At 56.8% G+C, this 12,396-nt stretch carries 11 protein-coding genes and 1 pseudogene; 7 read left to right on the forward strand and 5 right to left on the reverse strand.

Features of this window, described 5'->3' with window-relative positions; translation table 11 throughout:
- Positions 1-44: 44 nt before the first annotated feature.
- From VGK48_05190 to VGK48_05200, 3 genes are read right to left on the reverse strand one after another with little or no spacing between them, the layout of a single operon-like run.
- Positions 45-872: a methyltransferase domain-containing protein gene (locus VGK48_05190; protein ID HEY2380559.1), complete on the reverse strand. Its 828-nt coding sequence runs from the start codon at positions 870-872 to the stop codon at positions 45-47.
- A gap of 6 nt (positions 873-878) precedes the next feature.
- Positions 879-1,958 (reverse strand): hypothetical protein, encoded by a 1,080-nt coding sequence (locus tag VGK48_05195; GenBank protein HEY2380560.1) that lies wholly within the window; start codon positions 1,956-1,958, stop codon positions 879-881.
- A 49-nt stretch (positions 1,959-2,007) separates the two neighbouring features.
- Positions 2,008-2,289 carry a permease prefix domain 1-containing protein gene (locus VGK48_05200; protein ID HEY2380561.1) on the reverse strand — a complete coding sequence of 94 codons (282 nt, stop codon included), beginning with the start codon at positions 2,287-2,289 and terminating at the stop codon, positions 2,008-2,010.
- A gap of 328 nt (positions 2,290-2,617) precedes the next feature.
- Here VGK48_05200 and VGK48_05205 point away from each other — a divergent pair, with 328 nt between their 5' ends.
- Both VGK48_05205 and mazF read left to right on the forward strand, forming a co-directional pair.
- Positions 2,618-2,860, forward strand: coding sequence for an AbrB/MazE/SpoVT family DNA-binding domain-containing protein (locus VGK48_05205; GenBank protein HEY2380562.1), 243 nt, complete (start codon positions 2,618-2,620; stop codon positions 2,858-2,860).
- Positions 2,860-3,191 (forward strand): annotated as a pseudogene (mazF, locus tag VGK48_05210) (endoribonuclease MazF). The gene VGK48_05205 and the pseudogene mazF overlap by 1 nt, the downstream one beginning before the upstream one ends.
- A gap of 53 nt (positions 3,192-3,244) precedes the next feature.
- Here the strand turns inward: mazF and VGK48_05215 are convergent.
- Together VGK48_05215 and VGK48_05220 are read right to left on the reverse strand one after the other, a co-directional pair.
- Positions 3,245-3,667, reverse strand: a complete 423-nt coding sequence (locus VGK48_05215; protein ID HEY2380563.1) for a type II toxin-antitoxin system PemK/MazF family toxin — start codon at positions 3,665-3,667, stop codon at positions 3,245-3,247.
- Positions 3,598-3,867 carry a hypothetical protein gene (locus tag VGK48_05220; protein HEY2380564.1) on the reverse strand — a complete coding sequence of 90 codons (270 nt, stop codon included), beginning with the start codon at positions 3,865-3,867 and terminating at the stop codon, positions 3,598-3,600. Before VGK48_05220 ends, VGK48_05215 begins: the two co-directional genes overlap by 70 nt.
- Positions 3,868-4,234: 367 nt before the next feature.
- Between VGK48_05220 and VGK48_05225 the strand changes: the two genes are divergently transcribed.
- The 5 genes from VGK48_05225 to VGK48_05245 all read left to right on the forward strand — a co-directional run.
- Positions 4,235-4,408, forward strand: coding sequence for a hypothetical protein (locus tag VGK48_05225; protein HEY2380565.1), 174 nt, complete (start codon positions 4,235-4,237; stop codon positions 4,406-4,408).
- A 298-nt stretch (positions 4,409-4,706) separates the two neighbouring features.
- Positions 4,707-5,108 carry a BlaI/MecI/CopY family transcriptional regulator gene (locus tag VGK48_05230; GenBank protein ID HEY2380566.1) on the forward strand — a complete coding sequence of 134 codons (402 nt, stop codon included), beginning with the start codon at positions 4,707-4,709 and terminating at the stop codon, positions 5,106-5,108.
- Complete coding sequence (locus VGK48_05235; protein ID HEY2380567.1) at positions 5,105-6,940, forward strand: M56 family metallopeptidase; 1,836 nt, start codon at positions 5,105-5,107, stop codon at positions 6,938-6,940. Before VGK48_05230 ends, VGK48_05235 begins: the two co-directional genes overlap by 4 nt.
- A gap of 983 nt (positions 6,941-7,923) precedes the next feature.
- Complete coding sequence (locus tag VGK48_05240) at positions 7,924-8,556, forward strand: fibronectin type III domain-containing protein (GenBank protein HEY2380568.1); 633 nt, start codon at positions 7,924-7,926, stop codon at positions 8,554-8,556.
- Between the two features lie 111 nt (positions 8,557-8,667).
- Positions 8,668-12,396, forward strand: a 3,729-nt coding sequence (locus VGK48_05245; GenBank protein HEY2380569.1) for a TonB-dependent receptor, incomplete at its 3' end; no start/stop codon positions are given.

Raw genomic sequence — 12,396 nt, forward strand, 5'->3', positions numbered from 1 at the left:
GTGCAAAGCCCCCCAGGAGGGGAGTCGCCTCACGAAAGGATGCGTCAAATATATTGACGCCCTGACTCAGGCGGGGAGTTGGATGCCTCAAACCGTACATACTTCAGCGAGCCCGTGCGGAATCCTTCGTAGATCCGGGATCCCCTGATTCCGGCAAAATCCTCAAACGAAGACCGGAGAAAGGCCGGCACCAGCGTACCGATCAGCTTTATCTTGCGGTCATTATCCCGGTCGAGTGCCGACAGAACCTGACTCGTGATGTCTTCTTCACGACGAAGCGAGAAGCCATTCGCCCACAAGAGATTTTCCCACTCCGCGATATCGACGCTTTCACGCAGATCGGCATACAGGAAATATCCTTCCGGCCTCAGAACGCGATGCACTTCCTTAAAGAACGTTGCGAGATTCGGGTAGCAATGCGATGACTCGACATTCACGACCACGTCAAAAGTGGAATCGGCGAAAGGCAGGTTCTCCGCGTCGCCGGTCCGGAAGTCGAGTCCGGGAGCGTGATGCGTTTTGCGGCAAAAACCGATCGCGCCGCTGGAGAGGTCGACTCCCGTCATCTGTTGAGGGTTTTTGTACCGCGCAATAAAAGAACATCCTCCGCCGCGGCCACAGCCCACTTCAAGAACCCGCTTGCCCATAAGATTGACAGGAGCAGTGACGTAGTCATAAAGCTGGATACAAAATCGATTGCTTTCATCGGCGGCGTCCAACGTCAGACGGGTGACCTTCGGATCGTCGAATCCGTAATTCATGAAGGTCCAGTCCGCGCCGCGATAGCGTCGCGCGAGAAACCCGTACCAGGTGCGCCACAGCTTCTTCTGGAGAAATCGAACACGCAGCAGAGCTGCGAATAGACCCGTCAACACAGCTCAGCGGCCCTGCGTTGAGGTCAACACCAGCTTTTGCGCGCGGCGGTTGCGGCCGATTTCCGCGGTGTAGATATTTCCTTTGGAATCGATGGCAAGGTGGTGCAACGTGCCGAACTCCCCGGGGCCGGCGCCGGCGCGGCCGAACGTGGTGACGACGTCGAGCGTCATGCGGTTCAATACGACGATCCGAGAATCGGCCAGGTCTGCGACATACAGAAGGCGTTGTCCGGCATCCGGAGAGAACGCAAGACCGGCAGCGGTCTGCCCTGTGGTGCCGATGGACTTTTGCGTGATGTAGTTTCCCGCGGTCGTGAAAACCTGGATGCGGTGATTGGCACGGTCGGCGACATAAACCATGCCGTCGGCCGACACCTTGACGCTGTGAACCAGACCGAATTGCGACGAGGCGTCCCCTGCCGCCTCCGGTCTATTGCCGAATGCGCCCCACATGCGTTTGAAGGCTCCCGTCCCCGCGTCGAACACAGCCACGCGCACGTTGCCATAGCCGTCGGCGACGAAGATCTCATTCGCCTTCCGATTCAGGAAGGCGTCCGCCGGTTGATGCAGGTTCCGCGTGTCCGCATTCCCCTTGCTCGTATTGCGGCCGCCGATCTGCAGGACAAATTTTCCGGAAGTCGTGAATTTCAAGAGCATGTCGTCCGAATCGCCCGGAGGCAGCGGCGTTCCATATCCATTATTCCCGCCGATCCAGACGAAGTTGGAGGGATCGACATAGATGCCATGCTCCCGCTCCGGCCAGTCGTATCCTTTCGCGGGTCCGCCCCAACTCGACAGGAACTTTCCGGCTGCATCAAATTCCAGAACCGGAGGCGCCGCTTTTGCCCTCTGTTCCGCAGGGACAGTGTTCGGCCGCTGAATGATCCAGACATGATCCTTCGAATCGACCGCGACAGACGACACTTCTCCGAAAACCCAACCATTCGGAATCGCCGGCCAGGACGGATCGGGACGAAAGACGGGCGCCGGCGCGCTTGATTGTCCCGTGATGTGGACGGATACGGCGAGAAGCATGCCCGACGCCAGAAGGCCAACGAATACGAGGTGTTTGCTGAAGCCCAAGTGAACCTCCGGGTATATTGTAAAGCCCGCAGCCGCGGAGCGGCTGTCTCTAATCCGTCCGAAGTGTGGCGGCAGGATTGGTTCGGCTCGCGCGATATGCCGGAACAAACGCTCCAAACAATGAGGCGGCAAGGAGCACGACGGCCGCCAGCACAAAGGTGAGCGGAGATAGGATGATGGCTTGCCTTCTTGCTGCCTCGGGATCCATACCGGATCGGACCCGTGTTTCAATCTCATGCTGCAGATGAAACTCGAGTTCATCGGCCATCTCCTGCTCGACCTTTTTGCGGAAGAACAAACAGCGAAGACGGTAGAGAATGTCGCTCCACATGGATATGCCTCGAGGATTTTTGTGACTGCGAACATCAGCTTCCGCCAGTTCTTTGTAACCGTTTCCAGCTGGCGACGGCCGGATCTGGTGAGCTCGTAATACTGCGCGCGGCGATCGTTATCGGAATTGCCCCATTCGGCTTGATCCAACCCGCTCCAGCCGATGCAGCGCCGGATAAAGCGATCCCGGCTGGATCTGCAGCACCTCGCTCGCTCCTGTAGAAGAGAAAGGGGAACTTTATCGCGAGTATTTTTGCCCGTGGACTCCATGTGTATATACATTGTTGACACGCCTGGAAGATCCGCGTATTAGTGGAATTGGGGGGGTTATGAAAACCGTCGTGAAAAAGTGGGGTAACAGTGCTGCCGTGCGTATTCCGGCTGTCGTCATGGAAGCGATCCCGCTTGAAGTTGATGCACCGGTCGATGTGCGCGAGGAAGCAGGACGGATCGTCATCGAGCCGATCCGCCAAGAGTCATATGACGTGAATGCCCTGATTAAAGGCATCACCCGCGAGAATCTTCACGAAGCGATCGATTTCGGCATGCCTCAGGGAAAAGAGGTCTGGTAGTGGCGAAGAGCTACGTACCGGACGCCGGCGACGTCGTCTGGCTGAACTTCACTCCGCACGCAGGACGAGAGCAAGCCGGCCACCGGCCCGCCATCGTTTTGAGTCCGGCCGCTACAACAGCAAGACCAGCCTGATGCTCTGTTGTCCCATGACAACGCAGATCAAAAACTATCCCTTTGAAGTCCGGATCTCGGCGGCCGTTCCCTGCGTCGTGCTCTCCGACCAAATCAAAAGCATCGACTGGCGAGTCCGAAAAGCGAAACGCAAGGGTAAGGTGTCGGCGGACGCGTTGGCGGAGGTCCGTGCGAAGATTCACTCGTTGATAGGGTAATCCCGCCACTTGAAACGAACCAGGAATGGGAATCGCGTATTCGAGGCTTGTTATCAAAAGCGGATCAGGCCCAAGCTGATTTTGATGGCTTCATCAGCCTTGGCCATCGTTTCGGCGTCAACTATACCCAATCGCCGGAACAGCCGACTGCGATCCACGGTGCGGATCTGATCCAGTCGAATGGACGATCGCACGTCGAGGCCGTTCCTGGAATTTGGTTCAACGACCACCTCGACTGGGTAAGGGACTGGCGATAGCGTGGATGTGATCGCCGCAACGATAGTCAAAGGGCTGTACCGATTGCCAACGTCATTTTGTATGACTAATGCCGGTCTGGTTTTCTTGATTTCGTGGCCGACAGTCGGATCAAAGGAGCAAAGGTAAACTTCACCTCGGCGAAGAGGATTCACTTTCTGCGTTTGGCTGGGCGGCCGGCGCGGGGCTGTCGTCCTGCCTCTTCTTCCAGGGGGAACCACTCGGCGGCAATCTTCAGGCTGTCGTCTGCGCCGGCCAGGTAACCGGCCTTAAGTTGCTCACGCAAGATCTGTTTGCCGCGCGTTTCGACATAGTGAAGCACTGCCTCCGAAATAAAACGGCTGCGGTCGCCTTTGGGCGCGACTCTGTCCAGTACCTCCAGCGTTTTCTCGGGCAATAAAATATTGATGCGTTTGTTCATAATGAATCGCCGCCTATTTCCACTGTACACACACATCGTGTGGAGGTCAAATGTCGGGCAAAACGCGCGGACAATCAGCAATTTACGAGGTGCATCACGTCCATGCGGTCTCCTTTGACATGTTATGCTTCAGATAATGGAAAGGACAATTCGCCGATTCGATTCATTGTCCGAGGCAGACGCTGCCGAAGACGAATACTATGCTTCTCTGACTCCTGAAGAGCGTCTAAACATTTTGCTGGACCTCGTGGAAATGCACCGGAGCAACCAGGATGAAGCTGCAGAAGGATTTGCGAAAGTTTATCGAGTTGATGAACTCTCACGCAGTTGATTTACGTCCTGGTCGGCGGCCATGCGGTAGCTTGGCATGGACATCCTCGCCTCACCGGGCGACATGGATTTCTTCGTCCGCGCGTCTCCGGATAATGCCGATCGGATGATCTCCGTTCTCTCGGCATTTGGCTTCAGCGATATTGCCGATCTCAAATCCACATTGATCCAATCGGACAAGGTTATACAGTTAGGCCGTCCACCGCATTGATCTTCTGACCGGAATCAGCAACTCGATGGACTGCCTGTGCGGATGCTTGGACTCGACGATCTGATCAAAAACAAGCAAGCCTCGGGCCGGCCGAAAGATCTGCTGGATTTGCAAAAACTCCGGAACCGCAGCTAAGCGCCGATATCGAATCCGCTGCGATTTCCGATGATTCCATCGTTCAATCGGCCCGCGCTGCGACAGCGGCATCGCTATCTCCGGCTCGAACGCATTCTGAAATAATTGCATTGAACACATCTACTATGTAGTAGTAGAGTAATGCAATTAATAGGAGATACACTTGACTCAACCGAAGCTTACCCGGCTTGAACTGCAGATTCTCGAAGCTCTCTGGGCTCATGGAAAAGCCTGCGTGCGGGAGATTCTCGAATCCTTTCCGGAACCGCGTCCGGCCTATACCACCATTCAGACCACCGTGTACCGGCTGGAAGGTAAAAAAGCCGTACGCCGTGTGCGGAAGATCGGAAATGCGGACATCTTCGAGCCGATCATCGCCCGGGATGTGGCGCGACACCGGATGCTCGACGAGATTCTGAGTCTATTCGGAGGGCGGGCTCAACCGATGATGGCGCAGTTGGCGGAGGCGGGAAAGCTGACACTCGACGATGTGCGGGAACTGGAGAAGACGATCAAGAGACTTGAGCAACAGAAGAAGACGGAAAGGACAGGTAAATCCAAATGATCGGCATATTGACCAATCATCTCTGGCAATCGACGCTGTTCGCCGCTGTGGCAGCGTTGCTGACTGTTGCATTCCGCGGGAACCGGGCTCAGGTCCGCTATTGGCTGTGGTTCAGCGCGTCCTTGAAGTTCTTCGTTCCTTTCGCGCTGCTGATGAGCGTGGGGAGCCATCTGCAATGGGCGCCGGCCGCGAAGAAGATCGCCACGCCTGCCATCACCTTCGCAGTGGAGAAAATTGCGGAACCATTTCCCAGCGCGGCAGTAACGGTACGTCCGGCGCCAGGCTCTGCTATGGATCGGGATCGTCTGGTGACCTTTTCATTATTTGGTTTGTGGATGATTGGATTTGGAGCCATTGCGCTGCTGAGGCTTCGCGCGTGGCGGCGCATCCGCGCTGTTGTGCGTGCGAGCACTCCGCTGGAAATTACGACGATGGCGATTCCGCCGAATCTTCAGGTTCGTTCGGCTCCGGGCCTTCTGGAACCCGGAGTTGTCGGGTGGTTGCATCCCATCCTTCTCCTACCGGCGGACATCACGGAACGCCTCACGACGCGTCAATTCGAGGCGGTGCTTGCTCACGAATTGTGTCACGTCCAAAGGGGCGACAATTTAACGTCGGGAATCCATATGATCGTCGAAGCGGTGTTCTGGTTTCATCCCTTGGTCTGGTGGATCGGTGCGCGGCTGGTGGACGAACGCGAGCGAGCCTGCGATGAGGACGTATTGCGGCTCGGCAATGACGCCCTCGTGTATGCCGATGGGATCCTGCAGGTCTGCAAGATTTACCTGGAATCGCCACTGCGCTGCATATCCGGAGTGAGTGGATCGAACGTGAAGAAGCGAATCCAGGCGATTCTGGCGGGACGCGTTGCCGGGGAATTGAACTTCGCAAAGAAAGCAGCCTTGGCCGCTGCCGGAATGTGGGCTTTGGCGGTACCGCTCGTCGTCGGGATGATGCATGCGTCTTCATGGCAGGCAATTACGCGGCCCGCGACCATGCCGAAATGGGAGGCGGTTTCGATCAAGGCCTGCAAGCCGGGCGAGAGAGGCGGCAGAGGCAATAGAGGAGGCGGCGTCGATCGCGGCGATACGTCTCCAGAAAGGCTGAACATTTCATGCATACCAGTTTCTGGTCTCATTCACGAGGCTTATCTCACGTTCACAGACGGCAAAGCCGACCCTTTAAGAAATTTGCCGATTGAAGGTGGTCCGGAGTGGATCAAGTCCGATCTCTACCAGATCAATGGGAAGGCCGAAACCAGGACGACGCAGGAAATGATGATGGGGCCGATGCTCCAGGTCCTACTGGAGGATCGCTTTAATTTGAAGATCCATTTGGAGACCCGTGATGTCCCGGCCTACGCGATGAGAATTGCGAAAAATGGTCCAAAACTTCAGCCCTTTAAAGAAGGCAGTTGTATTCCTCTCAGTAGTCTCAGAGATGGGCCGCCTCCAGCGTTTCTACCGGGACAACAGCCATTAATCTGTGGCGTCGAGGCTATCTGGTCAAAAGGTCAAGATCGAATTCTGGATATGTATCAGGTGAGCATCAACCAGTTTTCGGGAGTGCTCCGTAGATACTTAAATCGCCCAGTTATCGATGAAACCGGCATCGGAGGGCCATTCGAGTTCCACCTGGAGTTCGCCCCGGACGAGAGCACGCCATTGCTTCTGCTTCGTCCTCCTGGTGAACCTGCTCCTCCAGAAAACGAGCCGCGCGGACCTTCGATTTTTACGGCAGTGGAGGAGCAACTCGGATTAAAGCTGGAGCCTATAAGAGGTCCCGGCGAGTTTCTCGTTATCGACCGCATCGAGAGGCCATCAGAGAATTAGCGACGCAATTGACGCCGATGGTCGTGTGCGGTCAAAGAAGATGTGAGCGAATTGGAAAACACATTGAAAGGTCAGTTAGCCCCTCATTCAGGAGGGCGTTAATATACTTGACGCATGCAAGCCGCGGAGCGGCGGAAGAGCTTAGCCACGGCCGTTAGGCCGTGGTTCCGGAGTCCCGCGTACACTCAGCCCCGTAAGGGGCGAAAGACACTGTCGCCGCTCCGCGGCTCACTTACGCGCAAATCGTAACCACGGCCTAACGGCCGTGGCTAAGCTCTTCCGCCGCTCCGCGGCTTGGATGCGTCAGTTATATTAATGCCCTATATCAGGAGGGGTAGTGTGCCTTAGAGATTGTTCCAATTCATTCGCCTCATCGTGAATGGTCCTGGAACGCCGGTGAGCTCAAATCTGAGTTTGAGATCTTTCCCGTATCCCGAGATGCTAGGAGCGATCGGCTGTTTCCGGCCAGCATCCCAAGATGCTAAAAGGATCAATCTTTTCTTGACACTATCTGCGGATACTACGCAGGTCATCTATTTTTCTTACAGTATCTTGAGATACAGTAAGAGACTGCTATATTTCCTTATTACATTTATTGATACTAAAGGGATGTCACTCATTCCGCATAACATATCGACATACTAGAAGCACCAAATTATTTCTTATCAATATATTGAGACACTGTAAAGGTTATCTCATTTTCATACAGCATATTGATATATTGACAGGATTCCGTTAATTTCCTCTAGTATCTTGAAATACTAGAAAGATCCATTATCTTCCCGTTAGCTTTCTGACATGCAACAAAAATCATCATCATTCCTTACAGTACCCCAACCAAACTAAGAAGCAGCTGCTTATTCCTCTTAGTATCTTGCGATGCTATACGGCATCTGTCTTTTCCTCCTAATATCCCGAGACATTACGAGGAATCTTAATTCTTGCCGCAATACAACCGAGCGTGCTATAAACCGCTGAAAAATATGGCAGCACTGACAGCCTTACTGGACTTCGCGAAATATCGGCCGCCACAGCTACGCACTTTCGGCGTGCACATTCACGACTCTATGGATGGAAATCCGGCGTTTCCTACTCCGCCGATCTCGATGGCTTCTTTGGCCGGGCAGGTCGATACGTTCGGAGCGCTGATCGCGGAAGCCATGGATGGCAGCCGGAAGGTGATCTCCGAGCGCGATAGGCAGGGAGCCGCACTTAAATCGATGTTGAAGCTGCTAGCCGGGTATGTCCAATTGGTTGCTGAAAGCGAAACCACGTTTGTGTCCAGCGGGTTCAAGCTCGCTTCCACCACTCGTAAGCAACCGCCGCCGCGCAACGAGGGCATCCGCAAGATCGTATTCGGCGATGTCAGCGGCACGTTCAAGCTCAAGGCGGTGGATGTGCCGGGCGCCTCCAGCTATCAACTGCGATTTGCCGTGCGGCAGATCGACCGCTCGCCGCTGGGCGACGAGTGGACCGTAAAGCAATTCAGCGACACGAGGAAGTTCCTGCTCATCACCGGGCTAAAACCCGGTACGTTTTATATACTCCAGGTCCGCGCCTTGATCGGCGAGGAATTCACCGACTGGAGCGATTCCATAACGCAGATGTGCAAATAGATTTTCTGCCGCAGATTTCCGCCGCCGCAGATTACGCAGATCACGCCGATGTGTAGTACACTCCCGGCAACTTTTTGGTGAGTCGGTTTAATGAATATGGGGGTGGAGTCGATGAAACGCTGTTTGCTTGCGGCCACGATGCTGCTGGCTGGTTTCTGCTTCAATACATTCGCGCAAACGACAAACGCAACCCTGGGTGGAACCGTTTCGGACGCGTCGCACGCGTTGATTCCGGGGGTGACGGTAACGGCAACAAACACGCAGACGGGAATCGTTTCGACCACGGTAACGAACGAAACCGGAACGTACAATTTTCCTTCTCTTCAAACGGGAACATACAAAGTATCGTCCGAGCTCCCGGGCTTTCAAACTGAAACTTATAACGGTGTCACGCTGGGCGTATCCCAGCAGGTACGCCTGAACTTCGCGCTACAGGTCAGCGGGCAGACGCAATCGGTTGAAGTGGCCGTCGCGGCGGATACCTTGATCGCGACGACGTCGGCATCGGTCGGAACCGTGCTTCCCGAGTACAAGGTCCGCGATCTGCCGCTCACTTCCAGGAACATTCTCGATCTCGTTACGACCTCGGCCGGCACCGAGGCAAGCAACTTCGCGGGCGGCCGCCTGACGGCGCTCAACACCACGCGCGACGGCATTCCGGTCAGCGACGGCCGGTACGACACCGGCATGGCGACAACGACATTCGTCAGCCCGGACCTGGTCGACGAAGTTCGAGTCATCGTGGCGCCAGCGGACGCGGAAATGGGCCGCGGCTCCGGACAGATCCAGATGACCACGCGCTCCGGAACCAACAACCTTCACGGCAGCATCTTCTGGGTCAACCGCAATTCATGGCTGAACGCCAACTCCTGGGGAAACAATTTCCAGGGCGCGGGAAAAGACTTTTACAACGGTAACCAGTTCGGCGGCCGCGTCGGCGGCCCGATCATCAAGAACAAGACATTCTTCTTCTTTCTGTTCGACGGCCAGCGCTTCCTGACCAAAGCCAACTTCACCGGCACGGTGTTGACGGACCAGGCGCGCCAGGGGATCTTCCGCTACTTCCCCGGCGTCCAGAACGCCAACATTCTGGCCAACATCCCAACCGTCGATCGCGCCGGTAATCCGGTTCAGCCTTCCACCGCAACCGGTCCGCTCGCATCGTTCAATGTGTTCAAACAGGCCAGCGGCGCGCCGTGGGATCCGTTCCGCACGACCATGGACACATCGGGATGGATCAATACGCTGCTGACCCGCATGCCCGAACCCAACGATTACACGGTGGGCGACGGTTTGAACACGGCCGGCATCCGCTGGCTGCGCCGCTCCGGAGGAAGCGACACGGCGAACGGCGATGGAACCGATACGAACCGGAACCAATACAACTTCCGCGTCGATCACAATTTCAACGCCAACCACAAAGCCTCCTTCAGCGGAACATGGGAACGCGACTCGGCCGAAACTTCGCAGGCCGGTCTCACCAGCTGGCCCGGCGGATACGACGGCCTGGTCAACCGCGCGCCGCGCGTCTTTACGGGTTCAGTGGTGTCGACGCTCTCTCCGCGCATCGTCAATGAATTCCGCTTCGGGCAGCGCAAGGCCTGGAATTACAGCTGGTCCTCGATCTGGCGGCCGGATTCGGTCGGCGCGGCGGCGCGGGCCGTTCTTCCGACCCACGGCGGAGTGGGTTTCTATCCCACTCAGGCCCTGATCGGCAGCAACATTATTAATAGCGTCGGCGGCCCGGCCACCCGCGGCCAGGAGAGCCCGCTCACGGACTTCAGCGACACGCTGAGCTGGACCAAGTCGAAGCACGCGTTCCGGGCAGGTTTTGACGTGCGTTTCACCCAGTCGAAAGGATTCAACGGCAGCAACAATCCGGCCTTCTACCAGATGCCGCTGGTCAGCGTCACCGCAGGAGGCAACGCGGTTCAAGGAATCTCCACGATCCCCGGCCTGACGGGCACCAGCGTCGCGACCGCGCAGAACCTGCTGCTGGATCTCTCGGGCTCCGTCGGCGATGTCACGCTCGGCAACGGCTTCAACGTCATCAATCCGACGGATACGGGATTCTCCGCGCAGGCCAGAGTGAAGGACTACCGTGAGAACGAGTGGAGCGCATTCTTCAAGGACGACTGGAAAGTGCGTTCGGACCTGACGCTCAATCTCGGACTCCGCTATGACTATTACGGCGTACCGTACGAAGGGCGCGGCATGAACGCGGCGCCCGCCGGGGGTCAGGCCGGCCTGTTTGGAATCAGCGGCACCAGCCCCAACGACATGTGGCAGCCGGGACATCTCGCCGGACAGCTCTCGACCCTCGAGCTGGTCGGAAAGAATTCGCCGAATCCCGGCACTCTGCTGTACAACAACCAGTGGAAGAACTACGGGCCAGCCATTGGTTTGAGCTGGGACCTGCCCTGGGGCGGAAAGGAAAAGACGGTCGTTCGCGCCGGCTACGGCATCAGCTATCAGGGAGCGGCGTCGTTCAATAATTACTTGAGCCTGTTCGTGGGCGCCAATCCGGGACTCTCCACGCTCCCTTCCCTGTCCACGCTCGGATTGGGCACGAGTTATTTCAACTTTTCGTCTCCCAATCTCCCCGTCCCCATTCCGGTGCCGACCAACGTGAAACCGTTGACGCCCGATCCGCTGGATCAGAAGACGAATCCGCTGCTCGGTTTCGCGGATAACCGGCTCACGCCATACATCCAGAACTTCAACTTCGAGATTCAGCGCGAAATCGCCAAGAATCTCACGCTTGAAGCCCGCTACATCGGCAGCAAAGGCACGCATCTGTACGGCGGCCTCTCCGTCAACGACGTGAACATCTATGAAAACCACATCCTGGACGCGTTCAACATCACGCGGGCGGGCGGGAACGCGCCGTTATTCGATCAGATGCTGGCCGGAATCACCCTGAACGCCGGAACGAACGCCGCGCTGGGCCAGGGGCCGGTGGGTCCGAACCTGAGCGGCTCGGCGGCATTGCGCGGCAACAGTACCCTCAAGGCACAGCTGGCCAACGGACAGGTCGCTTCATTCGCCAGCTTTCTGAACACCTCAACCACAGGCACGAATAAAGCGGGCGGCTTGTTCCTCAAGAACGGATTCCCGGAGAACTTTATCGTCGCGAATCCGCAGTACCTGGCCGTCATCATGGCCAACAACCCGGCCAGCTCGACATACCATTCGTTGAACATTCAGGTGACCAAGCGCCTGTCGCACGGCTTCACGAACCAGTTCTCGTATACCTGGAGCAAGGCGCTGGGCGAGAGCGACAGCGATGGGCCCATGGAGTACTGGAACCCGCGGGATCCGCATCTGAACCACGCCCCGCTGGGTTTCAACCGGACGCACGACTTCCGGAGCAACGGCACATTCGAACTGCCGTTCGGTCCCGGACGTCCGCTGCTGAGCGGCGGGCCGAAGATCCTTTCGCGCTTCGTCGAGCGCTGGCAGCTGGGCGGCATCTTCCATTGGGCTTCGGGAGCGCCCACGAACATCACCGCTTCCACCGCCCAGATCACCACTGCGCCGTTGCCGGCAACGATCAACCTGGCATCCACGCCGAATACGGCGATGATCCTGGGGAATTTTCCGAAGAGCAGCGGTAAACTCACCTACGCCGCCGTCGGCGGGAATTACTTCGGCAACCTGACGCAGGTCAACGATCCGTCGATGAGCAATATCACGACGCTCCAGACGCTGCAGACTTCGTTCAGCAATAAAGCGATCAAGGACGCCAATGGAAACATCATCCTGGCCAACCCCGCTCCGGGAACGCTGGGCACTCTCGGCCGCCAGTGGATCACCGGGCCCACGCACACGAACTTCGAC

The organism is Terriglobia bacterium (assembly GCA_036496425.1).
Taxonomy (GTDB): Bacteria; Acidobacteriota; Terriglobia; order 20CM-2-55-15; family 20CM-2-55-15; genus 20CM-2-55-15.